This window comes from Micromonospora sp. NPDC005215 (genome assembly GCF_040607915.1).
Classification (GTDB): Bacteria; Actinomycetota; Actinomycetes; order Mycobacteriales; family Micromonosporaceae; genus Micromonospora.
Genome location: NZ_JBEXHQ010000036.1, coordinates 1 through 22,578, shown reverse-complemented (window position 1 = coordinate 22,578; position 22,578 = coordinate 1). Strand labels below are relative to the sequence as shown.

18 protein-coding genes are annotated in these 22,578 nt (G+C 71.7%); 11 read left to right on the top strand and 7 right to left on the bottom strand.

What is annotated here, in order from left to right:
- The first annotated feature begins 11 nt into the window (after positions 1-11).
- Together ABZU25_RS24155 and rny are read left to right on the top strand one after the other, a co-directional pair.
- Positions 12-710, top strand: a complete 699-nt coding sequence (locus tag ABZU25_RS24155) for a regulatory protein RecX (protein ID WP_355031642.1) — start codon at positions 12-14, stop codon at positions 708-710.
- A gap of 609 nt (positions 711-1,319) precedes the next feature.
- A complete protein-coding gene (gene rny / locus ABZU25_RS24150) occupies positions 1,320-3,086 on the top strand; it encodes a ribonuclease Y (protein WP_355031641.1) in 1,767 nt (588 codons plus the stop codon).
- Positions 3,087-3,149: 63 nt separating this feature from the next.
- On the opposite strand, the gene ABZU25_RS24145 is transcribed toward rny, so the two are convergent.
- The 4 genes from ABZU25_RS24145 to ABZU25_RS24130 form a co-directional block, all read right to left on the bottom strand.
- Positions 3,150-4,031: an amino acid ABC transporter permease gene (locus ABZU25_RS24145; protein ID WP_355031640.1), complete on the bottom strand. Its 882-nt coding sequence runs from the start codon at positions 4,029-4,031 to the stop codon at positions 3,150-3,152.
- Between the two features lie 34 nt (positions 4,032-4,065).
- Positions 4,066-4,722 carry an amino acid ABC transporter permease gene (locus ABZU25_RS24140; protein WP_355031639.1) on the bottom strand — a complete coding sequence of 219 codons (657 nt, stop codon included), beginning with the start codon at positions 4,720-4,722 and terminating at the stop codon, positions 4,066-4,068.
- Positions 4,723-4,801: 79 nt separating this feature from the next.
- A complete protein-coding gene (locus tag ABZU25_RS24135; protein WP_355031638.1) occupies positions 4,802-5,737 on the bottom strand; it encodes a glutamate ABC transporter substrate-binding protein in 936 nt (311 codons plus the stop codon).
- Between the two features lie 57 nt (positions 5,738-5,794).
- Positions 5,795-6,550 (bottom strand): amino acid ABC transporter ATP-binding protein, encoded by a 756-nt coding sequence (locus tag ABZU25_RS24130; protein WP_355031637.1) that lies wholly within the window; start codon positions 6,548-6,550, stop codon positions 5,795-5,797.
- Positions 6,551-6,745: 195 nt separating this feature from the next.
- Here ABZU25_RS24130 and selD point away from each other — a divergent pair, with 195 nt between their 5' ends.
- Together selD and ABZU25_RS24120 are read left to right on the top strand one after the other, a co-directional pair.
- Positions 6,746-7,735 carry a selenide, water dikinase SelD gene (gene selD, locus ABZU25_RS24125; RefSeq protein ID WP_355031636.1) on the top strand — a complete coding sequence of 330 codons (990 nt, stop codon included), beginning with the start codon at positions 6,746-6,748 and terminating at the stop codon, positions 7,733-7,735.
- 249 nt (positions 7,736-7,984) lie between these two features.
- Positions 7,985-8,464 carry a hypothetical protein gene (locus ABZU25_RS24120; protein ID WP_355031635.1) on the top strand — a complete coding sequence of 160 codons (480 nt, stop codon included), beginning with the start codon at positions 7,985-7,987 and terminating at the stop codon, positions 8,462-8,464.
- Between the two features lie 92 nt (positions 8,465-8,556).
- On the opposite strand, the gene ABZU25_RS24115 is transcribed toward ABZU25_RS24120, so the two are convergent.
- Positions 8,557-8,805 (bottom strand): DUF2277 family protein, encoded by a 249-nt coding sequence (locus tag ABZU25_RS24115; protein ID WP_355031634.1) that lies wholly within the window; start codon positions 8,803-8,805, stop codon positions 8,557-8,559.
- A gap of 162 nt (positions 8,806-8,967) precedes the next feature.
- Between ABZU25_RS24115 and ABZU25_RS24110 the strand changes: the two genes are divergently transcribed.
- The 6 genes from ABZU25_RS24110 to fxsT all read left to right on the top strand — a co-directional run bounded on the left by ABZU25_RS24110 (position 8,968) and on the right by fxsT (position 18,135).
- Positions 8,968-9,156 (top strand): hypothetical protein, encoded by a 189-nt coding sequence (locus tag ABZU25_RS24110; protein ID WP_355031633.1) that lies wholly within the window; start codon positions 8,968-8,970, stop codon positions 9,154-9,156.
- A 63-nt stretch (positions 9,157-9,219) separates the two neighbouring features.
- Positions 9,220-11,481 carry an FxsB family cyclophane-forming radical SAM/SPASM peptide maturase gene (locus ABZU25_RS24105; protein ID WP_355031632.1) on the top strand — a complete coding sequence of 754 codons (2,262 nt, stop codon included), beginning with the start codon at positions 9,220-9,222 and terminating at the stop codon, positions 11,479-11,481.
- Complete coding sequence (locus ABZU25_RS24100; protein ID WP_355031631.1) at positions 11,465-12,289, top strand: AAC(3) family N-acetyltransferase; 825 nt, start codon at positions 11,465-11,467, stop codon at positions 12,287-12,289. Before ABZU25_RS24105 ends, ABZU25_RS24100 begins: the two co-directional genes overlap by 17 nt.
- Positions 12,290-12,341: 52 nt before the next feature.
- Positions 12,342-13,001: a TIR-like protein FxsC gene (locus tag ABZU25_RS24095; RefSeq protein WP_355031630.1), complete on the top strand. Its 660-nt coding sequence runs from the start codon at positions 12,342-12,344 to the stop codon at positions 12,999-13,001.
- Entirely contained in the window at positions 12,998-14,269 is a 1,272-nt protein-coding gene (locus ABZU25_RS24090) for a TIR-like protein FxsC (RefSeq protein ID WP_355031629.1), read from the top strand. The genes ABZU25_RS24095 and ABZU25_RS24090 overlap by 4 nt, the downstream gene beginning before the upstream one ends.
- Positions 14,266-18,135: an FxSxx-COOH system tetratricopeptide repeat protein gene (fxsT, locus tag ABZU25_RS24085; RefSeq protein WP_355031628.1), complete on the top strand. Its 3,870-nt coding sequence runs from the start codon at positions 14,266-14,268 to the stop codon at positions 18,133-18,135. The genes ABZU25_RS24090 and fxsT overlap by 4 nt, the downstream gene beginning before the upstream one ends.
- A gap of 70 nt (positions 18,136-18,205) precedes the next feature.
- Here fxsT and ABZU25_RS24080 read toward each other — a convergent pair whose 3' ends face one another.
- The gene (locus tag ABZU25_RS24080) at positions 18,206-19,114 is read right to left on the bottom strand and encodes an alpha/beta hydrolase (protein WP_355031627.1); all 909 of its coding nucleotides are present in this window, start codon (positions 19,112-19,114) and stop codon (positions 18,206-18,208) included.
- A 220-nt stretch (positions 19,115-19,334) separates the two neighbouring features.
- Here ABZU25_RS24080 and miaB point away from each other — a divergent pair, with 220 nt between their 5' ends.
- Complete coding sequence (gene miaB / locus ABZU25_RS24075; RefSeq protein ID WP_355031626.1) at positions 19,335-20,861, top strand: tRNA (N6-isopentenyl adenosine(37)-C2)-methylthiotransferase MiaB; 1,527 nt, start codon at positions 19,335-19,337, stop codon at positions 20,859-20,861.
- A gap of 49 nt (positions 20,862-20,910) precedes the next feature.
- Here the strand turns inward: miaB and ABZU25_RS24070 are convergent, their stop codons facing one another.
- Positions 20,911-22,308 carry a cellulose binding domain-containing protein gene (locus tag ABZU25_RS24070; RefSeq protein WP_355031625.1) on the bottom strand — a complete coding sequence of 466 codons (1,398 nt, stop codon included), beginning with the start codon at positions 22,306-22,308 and terminating at the stop codon, positions 20,911-20,913.
- Positions 22,309-22,578 lie beyond the last annotated feature (270 nt).

Here is a 22,578-nt window from a genome sequence, read left to right as displayed (position 1 = left end):
GTCGCTGACCCATGGCAGGACGACGCGCCCGAACGGGGCGGGGCTGGGATGCCAGCCCGCCCCGTACGGGCGACGCCACCGATCCACCGCGCCCCCGCCAGGGACGCCGTGGACGCTCCGCCGAGACCGACGCGGTCGAGTCTCCCGGCCCCCCTCGTGACGAGTCGGAGGTGGCCCGCGAGATCTGCCTGCGGCAGCTCGCGGTCCGGCCCCGCACCCGGGCCGAGTTGGCCGGTGCGCTGGCCAAACGGGGCATCTCCGAGCAGGTCTCGGCCGAGGTGCTCGACCGGTACGACGAGGTCGGCATCATCGACGACGCCGCGTTCGCCCGAGCCTGGGTGTCCAGTCGGCACACCGGGCGCGGGCTGGCCCGCCGCGCGCTCGCCAACGAGTTGCGCCGCAAGGGCGTGGACGGCGAGGTGGCCACCGAGGCGCTCGGTGAGCTGGACGAGGAGACCGAGGCCGACACTGCCCGCGCCCTGGTGGAGCGCAAGCTGCGCACCGCCCGAGGAGAGCCGGACGCGGTGTTCCGCCGGCTGGTGGGCATGCTGGCCCGCAAGGGCTACCCGCCCGGTGTGGCGATCCGGGCAGTGAAGGACGCGCTGGCCGCGCAGAGCGCCGAGGCGGCCGAGTTCGCCGAGCAGATCGACGCCGACGCGCTCGCCGACGCAGAGGGCGAGTTGGACCGCGACAACCGCCCGTCCGACTGACCGGCCGCCGGGCCGCGCTGTTCGACGTCGGCGTGGCTGCCGGGCGATCTGGATGCGGTCCGGCGGGCGGGGCGCGGGGGTCATGGTTGTCACAAAGCCGGCTCTGCGCGCGGTCCGGCCGTCGCTGAGCAGCCACGACAGCCGGATCCGCATCGTCGGATCGCCACGTTTGTCACCGGGTGTCCGCAACCACATCAGCTTTGCGTGACGATGCAACTTCTCTCCGTTCGGGGGGTTTGATCATGAGTCCTTGACCAGAGCACCCCCGGCGACCTAGCCTCGCCATACAGGCTCACATTGCCCGACCAGCGCAGGCTAAGCGCACAACATAGATCGCGTAACAAGACAGCATCACTTTGGCCGACTCCGCGGCCTTTGGCGGCAGATCTGGACAGGCCGGTCCGGAACTCCGCGACAACTGCACCCGGTCGCCGACGATGCCCGAGGGCACCGCCGGCGGAGAGAGCTACCCACGGCCAGCCGCTCCGGTCGGGCGTCCACAGCCGCAGGAGTGTGCCCCGGCACGGTCGCTGCGGTCTCGACGTTAGGGGAGGCGGCCATGGCGGGGCGGCGGCACAGGTTCATCGGTAGACCCGACGGGGTCCCGGCATGAACGCGTTCGACGTCGTGCTCCTCGCGGCCGTCCTCGTCCTCGCCGTGGTGGTGATCGGGGCCGTGCTGGTCGGCATCCGGACGCTGCGGCGGATGGGTGCCGCGCCGGCTCCGGAGGATCCCGCCTTCATGGCCGAGAAGGACCGCCAGGAGCAGTCCCTCGCTGTCCTGCGGACCGCGGCCGACGAGGCGAACAGCACGATCGACGTGGCGAAGTCCGCGGCTGCGGCGGCCCGCGCCGAGGCGGCGGCGGCGAAGGCCGAGGCGAAGGCCGCTCGCGCCGAGGCGCGTCGGATGCTCGACGACGCCCGCGCCGAGGCGGACACCGTCCTGGAGCGCGCCCACAAGCAGGCCGAGTCGGACGCCGAGCAGCTGCGGACGACGGCCCGCCGCAGCGGTGAGCGGGAGGTCGCGGTGCTCGCCGCCACCACCCGCGAGCAGGCCGCGGAGGTGGAACGCCGGGCGGCCCGGATGGACGAGCGGGAGCGGATGCACACCGAGGAGGTGGAGCGGTTCGCCGAGCGGGAGCGGCAGCTCACCGCGGCGAGAGCCGCCCTCGCGGCCCGGGAGTCCGCGCTCGCCCAGCGGGAGGCCGAGCTCGCCGAGTCCGAGGAGCTACGCCGCCGGGAGCTGGAACGGATCGCCGGGCTCACCGCCGACTCGGCTCGACTGGAGCTGGTCGAGGCGATCGAGACGTCTGCCAAGCGGGAGGCGGCGCTGCTGGTGCGCGACATCGAGTCCGACGCGCGCAACACCGCCGAGCAGCGGGCCCGCCACATCGTGGTGGACGCGATCCAGCGGGTCGCCAGCGAGCAGACCGCGGAGAGCGTCGTCAGCGTCCTGCACCTGCCCGGTGACGAGATGAAGGGGCGGATCATCGGCCGGGAGGGGCGCAACATCCGCGCCTTCGAGTCGGTGACCGGTGTCAACCTGATCATCGACGACACCCCCGAGGCGGTGCTGCTCTCCTGCTTCGACCCGGTCCGCCGGGAGGTGGGTCGGTTGACCCTGGAGAAGCTGGTCCTGGACGGACGGATCCACCCGCACCGGATCGAGGAGGTCTACGACCTGGCCCGGCAGGAGGTGGAGCAGCTCTGCCTCCGGGCCGCCGAGGACGCCCTGGTCGAGGTCGGCATCACCGAGATCCACCCGGAGCTGGTGGCGCTGCTCGGCCGGCTGCGCTACCGCACCTCGTACGGGCAGAACGTGCTCAAGCACCTGGTCGAGACCGCGCACATTGCCGGCATCATGGCCGCCGAGCTGCGGCTGGACGTGCCCATCATCAAACGGTCGGCGTTCCTGCACGACATCGGCAAGGCGCTCACCCACGAGGTGGAGGGCAGCCACGCCATCATCGGCGCGGACCTGGCCCGCAAGTACGGCGAGCACGAGGACGTGGTGCACGCCATCGAGGCGCACCACAACGAGGTGCCGCCGCAGACCATCGAGGCCGTACTCACCCAGGCCTCCGACGCCTGCTCCGGCGGTCGGCCGGGCGCGCGTCGGGAGAGCCTGGAGGCGTACGTCAAGCGGCTGGAGCGGATCGAGGAGATCGCGGCCGGCAAGCTCGGCGTGGACAAGGTCTTCGCCATGCAGGCCGGCCGGGAGATCCGGGTGATGGTCAAGCCGGACGACGTGGACGACATCGGGGCGGCCGTGCTCGCCCGCGACGTGGCCAAGCAGATCGAGGAGGAGCTGACCTACCCGGGTCAGATCCGGGTCACAGTGGTCCGCGAGTCCCGGGTCACCGAGATCGCCCGCTGATCCCGGGAACAGACGACGGGCGGGTGGCTGTGGCCACCCGCCCGTCGCTCGTTCTGGTTCCGCTCAGATCATCCGGCCGACGGCGTCGCCGACATCCTGGGACGGGAGCACCTTCGCGGCCGTCCGCGGGGTGCGGCCCATCCGCTTCTGCAACCACCAGGCCAGGGCCGACAGCGCGCCGCAGATGGTGATGTAGATGGCGGCCACGACAAGGTACGTCGGCACGTACGGCAGGCCGAACGGCAACCGGCCGCCGATCTGCTTACCCACGAAGAGCAGCTCGGGGTAGGTGATGATGAAGCCCAGCGCGGTGTCCTTGAGCAGCACCACGAGCTGGCTGACGATCGCCGGCAGCATCGACCGGACCGCCTGCGGCAGCAGGATCAGCCGAAGCACCTGGTTCTTGCGCAGGCCGATCGCGTACCCGCCCTCGGTCTGGCCGTAGGGCACCGCATTGATGCCGGCCCGGAAGATCTCCGCGAGCACCGAGCCGTTGTAGAGCATCAGCCCGATGACCAGCGCCCAGAGCTTGTCGATCGACCAGCCGTACTGCAACGGCACGTAGTAGCCGAAGAAGATCAGGATGAGCAGGGGAATGGCCCGGAACAGCTCCACCACGAAGGTGGCCGGGGTGCGCAGCACCCACTTGTCGCTCAGCCGGGCGCTGGCGAAGAACGCGCCGAAGAGCAACGCCAGGACCGCGGCGATGCCGGCGGCCTTCAGCGTCGCCCACAGGCCGCCGAGCAGTTCGCGCTGCACCGAGGCGTACTGGAACTGCTCCCACTTGCGGGCCTCGAACTGGCCGGTGTCGGCGAACTTGTAGCCGATGTAGGCGAGCAGGGCGATGATGCCGGCTGTGGAGACGACGCCCAGGATCGTGTTGCGCCGCTTGGCGCGGGGTCCGGGCAGGTCGTAGAGGATCGACGCCTGGCTCAACTCAGCCACCTTCCGTTCGCGGCCGTCGGGCCCGCCAGCTCGCTCATCGGGCCACCCTCCACTTGCGCTCCAGGATCCGCTGCAACGCCACCAGCGGCAGGATCAGGATCAGGAAGCCGATGGTGATCCAGAGCAGGACGGCGAACTGCGGCTCGCCCCGCTCGGCCATGTACGAGGGGATCGCGCCGGCTTCCAGCACCGAGAAACCGGCGGCGATCGTGGTGTTCTTCAACATCGCGATGAACACGCTCATCATCGGCGGGACCATCGCGCGCAACGCCTGCGGCAGCACGATGAGCGTGAGCACCTGACCGAAGGTCATGCCCAGCGCGCGGGCCGCCTCGGCCTGACCGGCGGCGACCGTGTTCACGCCGGAGCGGATCACCTCGCAGACGAACGCCGAGGTGTAGATGGTCAGCGCGATGGCGGCGCTGGCGAAGTAGTCGATGTTGACGTCCAGCTTCGGCACCGCGAACACGAGGAACGCGAAGACCAGCGTCAGCGGGGTGTTGCGCACCAGGTTGACGTACGTGGCGCCGAACGCGCGCAGCGCCGGCACGGGGGAGACCCGCATCGCGCCGAGCAGCGTGCCGATGACGAGGCAGCCGACCGCGGCGATCAGGAAGAGTTTGACGGTGTTGGTGAACCCGTCAACGAACAGTTGCCCGTTGTCCGTCAGTACGCGGAAGAACTCGCCCATGCCTCGCTCTCAGTCCTCGGACGGGCGCCGGACGGGGACGAGCCCCGCCCGGCGCCACAACTCGTGTCGAGCCGGTTGGTCAGTACCGCTCAAGGGTGGGCGGGGTGCCCGCCGAGCCGGACAGGCCCAGCGTGCCGTCGTAGATCTTCTGCCAGGTGCCGTTGCCGAACGACGCCTCGATCTGGTTGTTGACGTAGTCGCGCAGCGCCTTGTCGTCCTTCGGCAGGCCGATGCCGTACTTCTCGGTGCTGAACGGCTTGCCGACCACCTTCAGCTCGCTCGGGCTCTGTGCCGCGAAGCCCTTGAGGATGGCGTCGTCGGTGGTGACGGCGTCGACCTTCTTGTCGAGCAGCTGCGAGACGCACTCCGAGTAGGTCTTGAACTCGACGATGTTGTTCGCCTCGGTCAGACCCTCGTCGCGGACCTTCTGGATCGGCGTCGAGCCGGTGGCCGAGCAGACCTTCTTGCCCTTGATGGTGTCCTTGCCGGTGATCGACGTCTCGTCCTTGCGGACCAGCAGGTCCTGGCCGGCGACGAAGTACGGGCCGGCGAAGGAGATGTCGGCCTTGCGCTTGTCGGTGATCGAGTAGGTGCCGACGTAGTAGTCGACCTCACCACCCTTGATCGCGGTCTCCCGGTTGGCCGACGCGATCTCCTTGTACTCGATCTTCGCCGGGTCGATGCCCAGCGTGCTGGCCACGTACTGGGCGATCTCGATGTCGAAGCCGCACCGCTTGCCCTGGGCGTCCTTGTAGCCGAGGTTCGGCTGGTCGAACTTGACCCCGACGGAGACCTTGCCGGACGTCTTGATCTTCTCGAAGGTCGGGCTGCCGGCGATGGCCGCGTCCGTCTTGGGGGTGAAGGTCGCGCCGGAGCTCTTGCAGGTGTCGGACTGGGCGCCACTCGGGGCGCTGCCGCCCGCGCTCGGGGTCGGCTCACCCTCCTTGCCGCAGGCCGCAGCCGACAGGGCGAGGGAGGCCATCATGGCAACCGCCGCCACGCGCTTCATACGCATACTCTTCTCCTTCTTTCACGGAGCCCACCGGTGTTCGGCGCGCTCCACTACGGACGCCTAGTGCGTGAGGATCTTGGAGAGGAAGTCCTTCGCCCGGTCGCTGCGCGGGTTCTCGAAGAACTCCGCCGGGGAGGCGTCCTCGACGAGCTTGCCGTCGGCCATGAAGATGACCCGGTTGGCCGCGTGCCGGGCGAAGCCCATCTCGTGGGTGACCACGACCATCGTCATGCCGTCGCGGGCCAGCGAGGTCATCACGTCCAGCACCTCGCCGACCATCTCCGGGTCGAGGGCGCTGGTGGGCTCGTCGAAGAGCATCGCCTTGGGTTGCATGGCCAGGGCGCGGGCGATGGCCGCCCGCTGCTGCTGCCCGCCGGAGAGCTGGGCGGGGAACTTGTCCGCCTGGTTGGCGATGCCGACCCGGTCGAGCAGGGCCAGGCCGCGCTCGCGGGCGGCGGCCGGCTTCTCCTTGCGGACCTTGATCGGGCCGAGGGTGACGTTCTCCAGGATGGTCTTGTGCGCGAAGAGGTTGAAGGACTGGAAGACCATCCCCACCTCGCTGCGCAGCCGGGCGAGGGGCTTACCCTCGGCCGGCAGCGGCTGGCCGTCGAAGGTGATCGTGCCGGAGTTGATCGGCTCCAGTCGGTTGATGGCGCGACACAGCGTCGACTTGCCGGAGCCGGACGGGCCGATCACCACGACCACCTCACCCCGACCCACCGACAGTGAGACGTCGTCCAGCACGTGCAGCGGCCCGAACCACTTGTTGACCGCGTCCAGCACGATGAGCGGTTCGCCCGTCGTCACGTCGTCCACCGTCCCCTGTCGTCTCCCGGATCGGGGTCGGTTGACCCCCGGTGCGGCCACTGTAGGCGGCCTGATGTGGCGGAATGCAACTCAGCGGGTCACGGAGCGGTAACACCGGTCACGATCGTCGGCAAGGGTCCGATTCCGGTCACTGTGCGGGTGGCAACGGTGGCGATCGTGGCGGGTTGTCGAGATCATGGAGGGATGACCGAACCGGTACGGCTGACCCGTTACGCCCGTGGTGGCGGTTGCGCCTGCAAGATCCCGCCAGGTGAGTTGGAGATCATGGTGTCCGGTCTCGGCCCGGCCACCGGAACCGCCGAGTTGCTTGTCGGGTTGGACCACGGTGACGACGCGGCGGTGGTGCGGCTGGACGAGCGGACCGGCCTGGTCAGCACCGTCGACTTCTTCACCCCCGTGGTCGACGACGCGTACGACTGGGGTCGGATCGCCGCCGCCAACGCGCTCTCCGACGTGTACGCGATGGGCGGCACCCCGCTGGTGGCGCTCAACCTGCTCTGCTGGCCGCGCGACGTGCTGCCGATGGAGTTGGCCGGTGAGGTCCTGCGCGGTGGCCAGGACGTGGCCCGGGAGGCCGGCTGTCACCTGGCCGGCGGCCACAGCGTGGACGACGACGGCCCGAAGTACGGCCTCGCGGTCACCGGCACGGTCCGCCCGGAGGAGTTGATCACCCTGGACGCCGGGCGGGTCGGGGTGCCGCTGTCGCTGACGAAGCCGCTCGGGGTGGGTGTGCTCAACACCCGACACAAGGCCACCGGTGAGAGCTTTCCGGAGGCGGTGGCCTCGATGAGCGCGCTCAACCGGGACGCCGCCCGCGCGGCGGTCGCCGCCGGCATCCGCTGCGGCACCGACGTGACCGGGTTCGGGTTGCTCGGGCACGCCTCGAAGCTGGCCCGGGCCAGCCAGCTCACGGTGGCCATCGACGCGGCCCGCGTCCCGTATCTGGCGGGTGCGCGGGAGGCGCTACGCGACGGGTACGTCAGCGGCGGCAGCCGGCGCAACCTGGAGTGGGTGACGCCGTGGACGGATTTCGGCGCCGTGGGCGAGGAGGAGTGGTTGTTGCTTGCCGACGCGCAGACCTCCGGCGGCCTGCTGGTCGCCGGCGAGGTTCCCGGCGCTCCCGTGGTGGGTGAGTTGCTGCCGCGCGGCGAGCACCTCGTCGTCCTGCGCTGACCCTTTCCGGAGGCTGACGCCGGACACGCGAGGGCCGCTCGCCGGACACGCGGTCGCGGTGGTGCGGTTGGCGCACCATAGCCGATAAACTGTCACCTTCCCGCTACTCCGAGCAATGCGGCTCAGGGAAATTTTGCCCGGAATGGTCACAGACCGGTAACTTGCCCCCGCCTGGGGTCAAATGCCCCCCACCATCGTGAGTAAGGCCCGATCCGGAGGCCGGTGGGACGAACGCAGCGAGGAGGCGGAATGACCGAGCTGTGGAACTGGAGAATCGACGGGGCTCGACCCGTGGAGGTCTACCCGGCGCTGGCCGAGGCGCTTGGTCGGGTGGTGATGCCGCTGGCGGTGGCCGACCCGGCCCGGCTTCCGGCGTACGCGGTGGTGTGCGACGTCTGGGAGGCGCCGGGCGAGTTCGCGACGGTGGTGGATTGCTACGGGGTGCCCGAGGGTCTCCCCGAGCACGCCAGCATCGCCGCGCTCGCTCGACTGTTGGGCCGCAACTGCCTGTTGCGCGACGACACGCTCGACGCGGGCCGGCACCTGCTCGTCGCCCCGGACGGCACGGTCCGCCCGGTGCACTTCGACGTGCGGGACACCGAGGACGGTGAGGTGCTCAGCAGGCACCGGCTCTGCACGGCGGGCGACCCCGGCTGTCGGGGCTGGTCGCAGTGCCACCGTTCGCGCTGGGCGCCGGACACGATCGTCCCGGCGCTCGCCGCGGCCTGACCCGCGGCCGAGGGGCGGGCCTGACTCGCCGCGGCCTGACCCGCCAGGGGGCGGGCCGGGTGCCGCGCCGGCGAGTCGGTCCGCGCCCGCGATCAGGTGGTGGCGGCGGCCTGCCGGTCCGCGGCGCCCGAGCCGGCGCCCCGCACCACCAGTTGGTCGAGCAGGTCGCGTGTCGCCGCGGTCACGGCGGCCACCGCGGCGTCGAACGCGGCGGCGTTGTGTGCGGCGGGCGCCCGGAAGCCGGAGATCTTCCGGACGTACTGCAACGCCGCCGCCTCGACGTCCGCGTCGGTCACCTGCGGGGTGAACGGCTCACGCAGCGTCTTGATGCTCCGGCACATGTGGTTCCTCCTCTGCCGACACCCGGATCACCACCCGCGGTGCTGGCGGTTGTACCGACGGTGACACTGGGTCGATATTTGTCTATCCTGGTCAGGGACCAGAGCCTTTCGCGCAATTATCGCCGCTCGCGCTCTCAGCGCCCGGGCCCTCGGAGACTCATTGTGGACCATGCCCCCACCCGCTCGACCCGTCCCGACCTCGACAACCTCACCCGCAGCCTGCACATTCCGCTGGAGCGGATCGCCGCCGAGCACGCCGATCTGGTCGAGGCGGTCCGCCGACGCGTCGTCGTGGACGACTCCGTGCCGTCCGGCAGCGTGCCCGTCGCCGCCTTCAACTCGTCCATCTGACTGATGGTCGGCCGGTGCGGTCCACCCGGAGCGGGCGGGTCCTGCCGGCCGATCAGCCAGTTCGTGCTGAAGGTGCACAGCCGGTGCGACCTCAGCTGCGACCACTGCTACGTCTACCAGCACGCCGACCAGACCTGGCGGGGCCGGCCGGTGCGGATGGCGGCGGCCACGGTCCGGGCCGCCGCGCGACGGATCGCCGAGCACGCCCGCGAGCACGAGCTGCCGGTCGTGCACGTGGTGCTGCACGGGGGCGAGCCACTGCTGCTGGGTGCCGTCGGGCTGCGCGAGGTGCTGGCCGAGCTGCGGGCGGCGATCACGCCGTGGACACGGCTCGACCTGCGGATGCAGACCAACGGGGTGCTCCTCGACGACGAGCTGTGCCGCCTCCTCGTCGACTACGACGTGCAGGTCGGTGTGTCGTTCGACGGCGACCGCGCCGCCAACGACAGGCACCGGGTCTTCGCCCACGGCGGCAGCAGTCATGACCACGTCCGGCGGGCACTGGCCCTGCTCCGGCGCCCGGAGCACCACGCCAGCTACGCCGGCATCCTCTGCACCGTCGACGTCCGCAACGACCCCGACCGGGTGTACGAGGCACTGCTTGCCGAAAGCCCGCCCCGGGTGGACCTGCTGCTGCCGCACGCCACCTGGGACCAGCCCCCGGAGCGCCCCGGCCCCGGGTCCACCCCGTACGCGGACTGGCTGGGGCGGCTGCACCGGCGGTGGGTCGACGAGGGGCGGCCGGTGTCGATCCGGCTGTTCGAGGCGTTGCGGCCCGGTGGTGGCGGCACCGAGGCGTTCGGCCTCGCGCCGGCCGACGTGCTGGTGATCGAGGCGGACGGCAGCTGGGAGCAGGTCGACTCGCTGAAGACCGCCTATCACGGCGCGGCGGGCACCGGTTTCGACGTGTTCGGCCATTCGGTGCACGAGGCTGCCCGGCACCCCGGGGTGGCCATCCGGCAGGAGGGCGTGGACGGGCTCTGCGCGACCTGCCGGGCCTGTCGGGTGGTCGACCGGTGCGGCGGCGGCCTGTACGCCCACCGCTGGCGCACCGGCTCCGGCTTCGACAACCCGTCGGTGTACTGCGCCGACCTGCTCCGCCTCATCGACAGCGTCGACGCGTACCCACGGCCGGCGAGCCAACCGCCGGCCGTCGCGCCGGTCGACGAGCTGCTGGACGACCTGGCGACCGGCCACGGGTCGACACCGACGCTGGCGCTGCTCGCCGCCACCCAGCTCTCCATCACCCGGGCGTTGCTGGTGGCCTGCCGGGACCGGGCCGGTTCCACCGCCGCCTGGGAGCTGCTCGTCCAGCTCGATCAGGCGGCGCCGGAGGCGGTCCGGGCGGTCCTGGAGCACCCCTTCGTCCGGCCCTGGCTGGTGCATCGCCTCGACTCGTCGACCCGGTCGGGCGTCCGCCCGGCGGTCGACCCGCTGCCGGCGCTCGCCGTCGCGGCGGCTCTCCGGGCGGGCGTCCCGGCCGCGGTGCACGTCCCGGTACGGGCCGACACGATCACGTTGCCCACGCTCGGCAGCCTGGTGCTGCCCGGCCTGGGGGAGAGCGCCGAGGTGACCGTCCGGCCGGGTGGATTCCGGGTCCGGGGCGGGAGCACCGAGCGAACGGTGCTCCTCGATCCGGTCGAGCTGTCGGCCGACTGGCGACCGGCGCGCGAGGTGTCGGTGCCCGGTGGCTGGTTGCTGATCGAGGACGGCGACCCGTACCGGGACTGCTACGGCCAGTCGGTGGCGTCCCGCCTGGCGGACCCGGCCGCGCGGGCGTTGGGGCGTACCGTGGCCGAGGCCTGGCGGGTCGTGCACCGGGACGTGCCGGCGCACGCGGCGGCGCTCGACGGTGGTCTGCGCGCCGTCGTGCCGCTGACGCCCGACCCGGCGAGACCACTGCGCAGCGCGACCGCGCGGCATGCGTTCGGCGCGGTCGCGGTCACCCCCGATGCGGACCCGGAGACGATGGCGGTGCTGCTCGTGCACGAGTGGCAGCACGCGAAGCTCGGTGCCGCGCTCGACCTGTACGACCTCGTCGAACCCGGCCGGGGCACCCGGATCAGCGTGCCCTGGCGCCCCGACCCGCGGCCACCCGAGGGCGTCCTCCAAGGGGTGTACGCCCACCTGGCGGTCACCCAGGTGTGGCAGTCCCGGGCGGCCCGCGGCGGGGGTGACGCGGCGGCGCACGCCGACCGTTACCTGACCTGGACCCGGGATGGCGTCGACGCGCTGCTGGCCAGCCGGTCGCTCACCGCAGCGGGCGAGCGGTTCGTCGGCCAGCTGCGGCACGCCCTGGGGGAGACCCGTGTCGGGTCCCGATGAGCGGCATCCGCCCACAGTGGGCCGTCCTCGACTCGCCGACGACCTGCGAGCGTTGGGCGTCCGCCCGGGGGCGTGTCTCGTGGTGCACTGCGGCCTGCGTCGGGTGGGCCGGCTGGAGGGCGGGCCGGCGACGCTCGCCGGCGCTCTGCGGGACGTCCTCGGCCCCGCCGGCACGCTGCTGGTGCCCACGCACACCGACGGCAACTCGACCACCTCCCGGGCCCACCTGGCGGCCGTCGCCGGCATGGACCGGGCGCAGCGCGACCGGTACGAGGCGGCGCTGCCGGGCTGGGACCGCCGCGGCACGCCCTCGCAGCGGATGGGCGCGCTCGCCGAGTACGTCAGATGTGCTCCCGGCGCCGTACGCAGTGATCACCCCCAGACGTCATTCGCCGCGCTCGGCCCTCGGGCCCGGCAGCTCACCGGCGACCACGACCTCACCTGTCACCTGGGCGAACGCTCACCGGTCGGTGGCCTGTACGCGGCTGACGGACAGATCCTGCTGCTCGGCCTCGGGTACGAGGCGTGCAGCGCCCTGCATCTGGCCGAGTACCGGCTGCCGGTGCCGGCGCCCGAGCGCGACTACCGCTGCTTCCGGCTTGTCGACGGGCACCGGGTCCGCCTCGACTTCCGTGCCCTGGACCTGGACGACCGCGACTTCCCCAAGGTGGGCGCCGCGCTCGACGACGCTCCGTTCGTGCGGCACGGCCGGGTCGGTCTGGCCAGCGCCCGGCTCCTGCCGGCGCGCGCCACAGTGGACTTCGCCGTCGACTGGTTCGCGGCGAACCGGCTGGCGGCGCAACGTTGACGCGGGGTCTACGCTGATGATCCGGCCGCGTGAGCAGGGCGGAGGGTCAGCGGTGAGCACAGCGGACGCACCCTCCCGAACGCGCGCCCCGCTCTTCTTCCTCAGCTATTCCAGGGCGCCGGTCGGCCGGGCCACCGGCAAGCCCGCCGAGTACGTCTCCCGGTTCTTCGAGGACCTCTCCGTCCACGTCAGCGAGTTGGTCGGCCCGGTGACCGGAGTGGACGCCGGTTTCCTGGACAGCTCCATCGCGGGCGGCGAACGCTGGAGCCCGGAGCTTCTCGAGGCCGCCGGCACCTGCCAGGTCTTCGTGCCACTGGTGTCCAGCGCGCTGCTCGGCAGCGAGTGGTGTGGCCGCGAGTGGGACGCGTTCTCCCGCCGACGGATCGTCCCACGGCACAGCTCCGCCTCGGCCCACGAGACGGCGATCGTGCCGGTCACCTGGTCGCCGACGAACGGCGCCGCACTGCCCCGGGTGCTCCGCGACATCCAACGGTTCTCCCCGACCGCCATGCCGGATCCCGACATCGCGGTGCACTACCAGCGGGATGGGGTCTATGGCTTGCTGACCATGCAGTGGGAGAACGCGTACCGCGCGGTGGTCTGGCGGCTCGCGCAACGGATCGTGGCGATCCACCGCTCGTACCTGGTGGAGCCCTGGGTGCCGGCGAGCGTGGACGAACTGTGCAACCGGTTCGCCGAGGAGCCGGGATGAGCCCGCCGGCGGACCGCCGCCGACCGGCGGCACGAGGGACGTACTTCTTCCTCAGTTACGCCCACTCGGCGCCGGCCCCGGGCGCCCGGGCCGACGCCGACGTCTGGGTCGGGCAGTTCTTCACCGACCTGGCCGACGAGGTGCGCCGCCAGGCGCGACCGGTGGCCGGGATGCGGATCGGCTTCTTCGACCAGCACATCCCGTTGGGCGCCGACTGGAAGGCGGCTCTCGCCGAGGCACTCGGTGACGCCGAGGTCTTCGTCCCGCTCTACTCGCCCGGCTACTTCAGCCGCCCGTGGGCGTTGGGGGAGCAGGAGTCCTTCCGGGCCCGGCTGGCCGCCGCCGGGCCGGCCCGGCGCACCGCCGGCCACCTCACCCCGGTGCTGTGGATCCCGTTCCCCCCGTGGGAGGCCCATCCGGAGCTGGACGGCGCACTGGACCTGGGTCGGGACATCCCGGAGTACGCCGAGGACGGTCTGCGCGCCTTCTGCATGCTGGCCTCCTACCGGACGCAGTACGAGCTGCTGCTGAGCCGCCTGGCCAGTCGGATCGTGCACACCGCCGAGCGGCGACCGTTGGGTCCGTCCCGTGCGCCCGGCCTCGACGAGGTCGCCCGCCCGGGGCCGTCCGACCCGGACTTCGTCGTCGCCGTCCTGGCCCCGACCCGGGACCGCCTTCCGACCGACCGGGACCCGGCCGGCTACGCGGCCAGCGGCCGGCTCTGGCGGCCGTACGGGCGTCGCCAGGAGCTGCCCGCCGCCGAGTACGCGGTGAGCACCGCCGAGCGCCTCGGGCTGTCCGCCCGCACGGAGGACTTCGCGCAGGCCGCCGGTCTGCTTGAGCGCCGACCGGCGGTGTTGCTCGTGGACCCGTGGATCGCGGCGGCGCCCGACGCGTCCGCCCTGCTCGGCCGCATGCTGCACGGCCTGCGGGAGTGGGTCGTTCCGCTGGTGGTCACCGACGACGACGACACCCAGGACGCGACCCGGTGGGCGACCGAGGTGACGCAACTGCTGCACGACGCCGGTCTGCCCCAGGTGAAGCGGGCGTGCAGCATGCCGGAGTTCGTCGACCTGATGCCGGCGCTGGTCACCGAGGCCCGCCGCCAGTTCCTCAAGTACGGCCCGGTGGTCCCCTTCGAACCACCGCCGGAGCCGGTGCCGAGCCTGCGCGACGGCCTGCCGCCCGCCGGCTCCACCGCCACCACCGACCCCGCGTCCACGCCTGATGATCCGGCCCCATTGCGTCCCCACGGAGAAAACCGATGAACAACGATCGCGAAGGTCAGGTCGTCACCTTCTACTCGTTCAAGGGTGGGACGGGCCGGACGATGGCGCTGGCCAACGTCGCCTGGATCCTCGCGGCCAGCGGCCGCCGGGTGCTGGTCGCCGACTGGGACCTCGAGTCCCCCGGCCTGCACCGTTTCTTCCATCCGTTCCTCGACGCCGAGGCGATCCAGGGCACCAGTGGCGTGATCGACATGATCCGCGACTACGAGTGGGAGACCACCCGGGTCGACGACCGGCCGGACCGCTGGATGGAGCAGTACGCCCGGGTCGGGCGGCACGCGTTCTCGTTGCGCTGGAACTTCCCGGACGGCGGCGGCCTCGACTTCCTCTCCGCCGGCCGGCAGAACAGCGACTACGCCGTCTCGGTGAGCGGGCTCGACTGGGACAACTTCTACAACCGGCTGGGCGGGGCGCAGTTCTTCGAGGCGCTGCGGGCGGACATGAAGCGCCAGTACGACTTCACCCTGATCGACAGCCGGACGGGGTTGAGCGACGTCGCCGACATCTGCACCCTGCACCTCCCGGACACGCTTGTCGACTGCTTCACGCTCAGCGACCAGGGCATCGACGGGGCGGCCCGGGTGGCGCACTCGGTGCGGGACCGGTACCGGCGGCGCGACATCCGGGTCCTGCCGGTGCCGATGCGGGTCGACCAGGCCGAGAAGGAGCGGGCCGAGGCGGGTCGCCTGCTGGCCATGCGCCGGTTCGCCGGGTTGCCGGCGGGCATGACCGAGGCCGAACGGCGGCGCTACTGGGCCGCGGTCGAGGTCCCGTACCGGCCGTTCTACGCGTACGAGGAGACCCTGGCGACCTTCGGCGACCCGCCCGGCTCGCCGACGTCGCTGCTGGCCGCGTTCGAGACCCTGACCGGGATCCTCACCGACGGCACGGTGACCGCGCTGCCGGTGATGGACGAGTCGGTGCGGGAACGGGGCAAGGCCCGCTTCCGTCGGCGTACCGAGGCGATCGACGACCAGATCGTGCTCCGTTGCGCCCCGGAGGACGCCATCTGGGCCGAGTGGCTGGAGCGGGTGCTCAGTTCGGCCGGGCTGCGGGTGGTGGATCCCGCGGCCGCCATCGGGTCCGCCGGTACGCCCGCGCCGCGCACGCTGACAGTGGTCTCACCGGCCTACGTGGCGACGCCGTCGGGCGGTCTGCCCGACCGTGACACGAGCACCGGCTCCACGGCCCTCGCCGTGTACGTCGCCGACCTGCGCCCGCTTGCCGAGTTTCCCGCCCAGAGCTCCACCAACCTGGTCAACGTGAGCGCCGCGACCGCCGTGGAACGGGTGTTGCGGCTGGTCGGCCGTCCGGTGCCGTCGTCGGCGGACGGTCCGGCCGCCGGGGCCACCCGTTATCCCGGCACCGAGCCGCTGATCTTCAACGCCCCCAACCGGAACGCCCGGTTCACCGGCCGGGAGGACGACCTGGCGCAACTGCGCGCGCAGTTGCAGAGCGGGGGCAGCGCTGTGGTGCTGCCGGTGGCCCTGCAGGGCATGGGCGGCGTCGGTAAGACGCAGGTGGCCCTGGAGTACGTGCACCGGTTCCGGGCCGCGTACGACGTGGTCTGGTGGATCGTGGCGGACCCGCCGCAGTTCGTCGACACCGCCCTCGCCGACCTCGCCGGTCGGCTCGGCATCCTCATCGGGCCCACCCTGCCCGACACGGTCCGGTCGGTGTTGCAGGTGCTGGGCCGTGGTGAGCCGTACGAGCGGTGGCTCGTCGTGCTGGACAACGCCGAGGAACTGGACCAGATCGAGCCCTTCCTGCCGCAGGGCCCCGGCCACGTGCTGCTTACCTCCCGCAACCGCGCCTGGGGTGACCGGGCGAACCCGATCCAGGTGGACGTCTTCGACCGCACCGAGAGCGTGGCGCACCTCGCCCAGCGGGTGCCCACGATCAGCGCCGAGGAGGCCGACCGGGTGGCCGAGGCGCTCGGCGACCTGCCGATCGCGGTGGCCGCGGCGGGTGCCTGGCTCGCGGACACCGGCACGTCGGTCGCCGACTATCTGCGGCAGATCGAGCGGCACGGCCCCAGCGCGCTCTCCGTGGAGGCCACCTGGGACCTGTCGCTGAACCGGCTGCTGGAGCAGGCGCCCGCCGCGTACCGGCTGTTGCAGCTCTGTTCGGTGCTGGCTCCGGAGATCGCCCTCGAACTCATCTACAGCGACGAGATGGCGGCGGCGCTCGTGCCGTTCGACCCGTCGGTGTCGGAGCGGCTCGTGCGCGGCGCGCTGGTCCAGCAGATCAACCGCCTGGCGTTGCTCAAGCTCGACGTGCAGGGCGGTCGGGTCCAGGTGCACCGGCTGTTGCAGGCGGTGGTCCGCGACCGGATGACCGAGGACGAGATCATCGCCGCCCGACACCAGGTGCACCTGGTGCTGGCCGCGTCCCGACCGCGCGGCGACGTGGACGACCCGACCACCTGGGCGAGGCTGCGGATGCTCTGGCCGCACCTGGAGGTCTCCGAGGCGCTGACCTGCCCGGACGAGTCGGTGTGTCAGCTGCTGATCGACCGGGTCCGTTACCTGTGGCAGCGCGGCGGCCTGGACCAGGCCGACTCGTTCAGTCAGGAGGTGGACGACACCTGGAGCGCCCGGCTCGGTGACACGCGCAACGAGGTCGAGGCGTCGGCGCTGGGCCGGCAGTTGCTGCACCTGCGGTTCAACCGAGCCAACATCCTGCGCAGTCTGGGCCGCTTCGACGAGGCCCGGGACCTGGACGAGGCGGTGCTCGCCGAGCAACGACGGTTGCTGGGCCCGCTGCACCCGCACAGTCTGATGACCGCCGGCAGCCTCGGTGGTGACCTGCGGGCGCTCGGCCGCTACGCCGAGGCGCTGGAACGGGACCGGTCCACCTACGCCTCCTGGCTCCAGGTGTTCGGCGAGGACCACCCCCGGACGTTGAGTGCGGCCAACAACCTGGCCGTCTCGTACCGGCTGGTCGGCGACTACCGGTCGGCCCGCCGGTGGGACGACGAGGTGCACCAGCGGCGGCGGCTGGTGCTCGGCCCCACCCATCCCTACACGCTCGTCTCCGCGGTACGGCTGGGCAGCGATCTGCGGGAGGCCGGTGAGTACGAGAGGTCGGCCACCCTGCTGCGCACGGTCTTCGAGACCTACTGCGAGGTGCTCGGACCGGACGACGGGCAGAGCCTCGCCGCCCAGGTCAACCTCGCGGTGTCGCTGCGCAGCGCCGGTCGGGGGAGCGAGGCCGCGCCGATGTTCGAGACGGCCTACCGTGAGCTCGACGAACGCTTCGGGTCGGACAATCCGGACACTGTGGCGTGTCGGTCCAGCCGTGCGGCGAACCTGTTGGCCGTCGGCGACGCGGCCCGGGCGTTGACCGAGATGACCGCGGTGAGTCAGGCGTACCAGGAGCAACTCCGGCTCGGCCCGGAGCACCCGCACACCCTGGCGACGCTGAGCAACCTCTCCGCCGCCGAGCGTGCGCTCGGGCGCAGGTCGGAGGCGCTCGCGTCGGCTTCCCGCGCGGCCGGTGAACTGCGCAAGGTGCTCGGCCCCGACCACCCGCACACCCTCGCCGCGGAGGTCAACCAGGCGGTGTGCCTCGCCGAGAACGATGACTGGGAGTCGGCACGGGACCGGCTGCGGGAGACCGCCGACCGGTTGGCCACGGTGATCGGGGCGGACCATCCGGACACGCTGCGCTGCCTCGGTGATCTCGCGCTGGTGTCGAGGCGGGCCGGCGACGGCGCCTCCGCCGAGGACGTCGGCGCGGTGGCCGACCGGTTGGCCGAGGTGATCGGCCCGGAGCACCCGACCGTCCAGACGCTGCGTGAACGGCGGTTCATCGTCCGGGTCATCGACCCGCAGACGATCTGAGCGGATCGGCGCGGCGGGTGGGTCGGGCGTCCGCCCCGGCCCACCCACCCAGCCGCGCCGCGTCGATCGCTCAGAGTTGCGGGCTGGTCGCCAGGGCCGGGGTGGCCAGCCAGGTCAGGGTCTGCGGCAGGATCTCCACCGCCCCGAAGTGCGCGGCACCGGGCTGGACCTGCACCTGGGCGCGCGAGATCCGCGAGGCGAGCCAGTGGGAGTGCTCCACCGGGGAGAAGCGGTCCTGCTCACCGTGCCAGAGCCGGACCTCCGCACGGATGGCGCCGAGGTCGAACCCCCAGCCCCGTCGGATCGCCAACACGTCGTCGATCCAGCCCTCGGGGCCGTGTCGCAGCGCCTCGGCGTACATGTCGGTGAGCAGTCGGCGGATCGCGACGTCGTCGACGACCCGGATGTCCTCGTCGGGCAGTTGGGGGCGGAGAAAGTCCAGCAGCGTCATCGGGTCCCGTCGAGCCTCCTCGGCACGGACCTTCAGGTTGAGGGTCAGCTCGGTCAGGTCCTCGTCGGCCTGCCCGTAGTCCGCCACGTTCGTCGCGGCCATCCCGGCGTACCAGTCCAGGTCGGGCGCGCCGGCCGGGGCGAGCCCCACCAGCACGGCGGCTCGGGTGACCCGGTCCGGCAGCAGCGCCGCGCAGGCCAGGGCGTGTGGCCCGCCGCCGGACCTGCCGACCACCGCGAACCGTTCGATGCCGAGGTCGTCGGCGATGGCCGCCACGTCGGCGGCGGCGTCGGCCACCCGCCGACCCTCGTGCCGGTCGGAGTCGCCGTAACCGGGCCGGTCGTAGCAGACGAGGTGCACGCCGAGGCGGTAGACGACGATGCCACGGGGCCGGGGGCCACTGCGGCTGCCCGGGGTGCCGTGCAGCAGGAAGACCGCGGGCCCGTCGGGCGCACCGGAGGTCTCCACCGCGAGGCGTCGCCCGTCCGGAGTCGTGACGGTGCGCTGTGTCGCATCTTGTCGCGTCACGGTTGGCCTCCCGCGGGTCGTCATGTGCTCCCCCGTGAACGGAGCCGCGCATCGTCGGCGCCGAGTGCAAAGCCCCCGAAATCGCCCAGAACACATCCTTGTTGTGCAGCGTACTGCCCGTCGTGGATGCCCGCCATGGGCCGCCGGGTCAATGCCGGTGGGTCGGGGCCGCCAAACGGGCCGCTACCCTGGTAGCCCGAGGGGAAGGGGCACCAAGAGGGTGGCTAGGACCTACAACGTCGTGACGTACGGCTGCCAGATGAACGTCCACGATTCCGAGCGCATCTCCGGCCTGCTCGAACAGGCTGGCTACGTACGCGCGGTGCCCGCCGACGACACCCCGGACATCGTCGTGTTCAACACCTGCGCCGTCCGGGAGAACGCGGACAACCGGCTCTACGGCAACCTCGGTCGCCTGCGCCCGGTGAAGGACAAGCACCCCGGGATGCAGATCGCGGTCGGTGGCTGCCTGGCCCAGAAGGACCGGGGTGAGATCGTCCGCAAGGCGCCCTGGGTGGACGTGGTCTTCGGCACCCACAACATCGGTGCGCTGCCGGTGCTGCTGGAGCGGGCCCGGCACAACGCCGCCGCCGAGGTCGAGATCCTGGAGTCCCTCGACGTCTTCCCCTCCACCCTGCCCACCCGCCGCGAGTCCACCTACGCCGGTTGGGTGTCGATCTCGGTGGGCTGCAACAACACCTGCACGTTCTGCATCGTGCCCGCCCTGCGCGGCAAGGAGAAGGACCGCCGTCCCGGCGACATCCTCTCCGAGGTGCGCGCCCTGGTCGACGAGGGTGTGCTGGAGGTGACCCTGCTCGGGCAGAACGTCAACTCCTACGGGGTGGCGTTCGGCGACGCTGGCGAGCCGAACTGGAAGCGCAGTGGCGGCCGGTCCGCTTTTGCGGAGCTGTTGCGGGCCTGCGGCGACATCGACGGGCTGGAGCGGGTCCGGTTCACCAGCCCGCACCCGAAGGACTTCACCGACGACGTGATCGCCGCGATGGCCGAGACGCCGAACGTCTGCCACTCGCTGCACATGCCGTTGCAGTCCGGCTCCGACGACGTGCTCCGGGCGATGCGCCGGTCCTACCGCTCCGAGCGCTACCTGGGGATCATCGAGAAGGTCCGGGCGGCGATGCCGGACGCGGCGATCACCACCGACATCATCGTCGGCTTCCCCGGCGAGACCGAGGCCGACTTCCAGCGCACCCTGGACGTGGTTCGCGAGGCCCGGTTCTCCTCGGCCTTCACCTTCCAGTACTCGAAGCGGCCCGGCACCCCCGCCGCGACGATGGACGACCAGCTCCCCAAGCAGGTCGTGCAGGAGCGCTACGAGCGGCTGGTCGCCTGCGTCGAGGAGATCACCTGGGCGGAGAACAAGCGTCTGGTCGGCGAGACCGTCGAGGTGCTTGTCGCGGTCGGCGAGGGTCGCAAGGACGAGCGGACCGGGCGGATGTCCGGTCGGGCCCGCGACGGCCGGCTGGTGCACTTCGCGACCCAGGCGCCGGGCGCGGAGTCGATGGCCGACCAGATCCGGCCGGGCGACATCGTGCACACCACGATCACGTACGCCGCTCCGCACCACCTCAACGCCGACGGGGCGCCGGTGTCGCACCGACGGACCCGGGCCGGCGACGCGGCCGAGGCGGGCCGCTCCCCGCGTACCCCAGGGGTGTTGCTCGGTCTGCCGACGATCGGCGCGCCGCCGGTCGTGCCCGCACCCACGGCGGGCTGCGCCACCCACTGAGCCGCCGGACGGCCCCTTGTCGTCGCGCGACGACAAGGGGCCGCTGCGCTCAGACGGTGATCCGGCCGGCGCCGGCGCCCGCCGTCACGATGGACTTGACGTTGCTCGCGGTGTCCAGTTGGTACGAGTACGGGATGCTGGCCACGCTGCCACCGGTCTGCCCGGCCGGCGAGTTGACGAAGTGGTTGTTCCGGGCGACCAGACGGCCCGGCCCGGAATCGGCCTCGCCCAGGTGGTACGTGTCGTTGACGTTCTCGAAGTAGTTGCCCTCGACGAGCACGCCGGCGTTCTCGGTGGAGGCCACGCCGTAGCCGCCGTTGGCCCGGTAGTAGTTGTTGAACACGTGCACCGGGTTGCCGAAGCGCACCCGGGGGTTGCGCTGTTTGCTTCCGTCGAACCAGTTGTGGTGGTAGCTCACCCGCAGGTGGCCGGTGTCCTGTGCGCCGTTGTCGTCGCTGTGGCCGAGCAGCATGGTCTTGTCGTGGTTGAAGACCCGGTTCCACGACACGGTGACGAAGTCCGATCCGCGCTTGATGTCGACCGCGCCGTCGTATCCGTTGCTGAAGCTGTTGTGGTCGATCCAGATGTTGGTGGCCGACTCCTGCACGTTGATCGCGTCGTCGTTCCAGTCCCGGAAGGTCAGGTTCCGGATGATGACGTTGCGGTCACCGCTGACGTTGAGTCCGCAGCCGGCGATGGTGGCGCCGGAGTTGCCGAGGATGGTCTTGTTGGACCGGACCCGCAGCATTCCCGAGCAGGAGATCGTGCCGGACACCCGGATCACCGCGGCGCCTGTCGCGTTCAACGCGCTGGTCAGCGCCGAGGCGTTGGTGACGGTGGTGGTCGCGGCGTTGCCGCCGCCGCTGGTGCCGCCGTTCTGGGTGGCCCAGCCGACCAGGCCGGTCTGCGGCGGGTTGTTCGTCGGCGGCGGCGTGGACGGCGGCGGCGTGCTCGGTGGCGGGGTGCTGGGTGGTGGGGTGCTCGGTGGCGGGTCGCTCGGCAGCGGCGGGGTGGTCGGCGTGGTGCTGCCGGTGCAGGCGGCGTTGTTCAGGGTGAAGCTGGTCGGGTCGGGGTTGCTGGCGTTGTTCCAGCTCGCGTTGAAGCCGAACGAGGTGCTGCCGTTGGTCGCCAGGTTGCCGTTGTAGTCGACGTTGGTCGCGGAGACCTGCGCGCCGCTCTGCGAGACGGTGGCGCCCCACGCCTGGCTGGTCTGCTGGCCGGCCCCGTACGACCAGCGCAGTGTCCATCCGGAGACCGGGTCGCCGAGGTTGGTGACAGTGACGTTGCCGGTGAACCCGCCCGGCCACTGGCTGGCGACCGCGTAGGCGACCCGGCAGCCGGCGGCCGCCTGCGCGGACACGGAGGTCAGCAGTCCGGCAGTGACGAGGCTGGCGGTGGCGGCGGCGGTGGTGGCGATCAGCGTCATTCGACGCCGTCCTGTGCGCATGCTGCTTCCTTTCGATGAGGCGGACGGACCGTCGCGACGCCCATGCCCGTGGGCGGCGAAATCGTGGCCGGGACCGGTGGTCCTCGGGCCCGCCAGTGCGATGACGTGAAGGAAAGCGGCTCCCGCGCTCGCGCCCGCCCCTGCGGAGGCAAGCGCTTTCCCGATGAAAGCATAGAAGCTTCTGGATGTATGGACCACCGACGTCCGTCCCGATCCGAGTGACGAGCACGGGGACAGGCCGACACCGACCGACGCTCCCCAGCCCGTCTC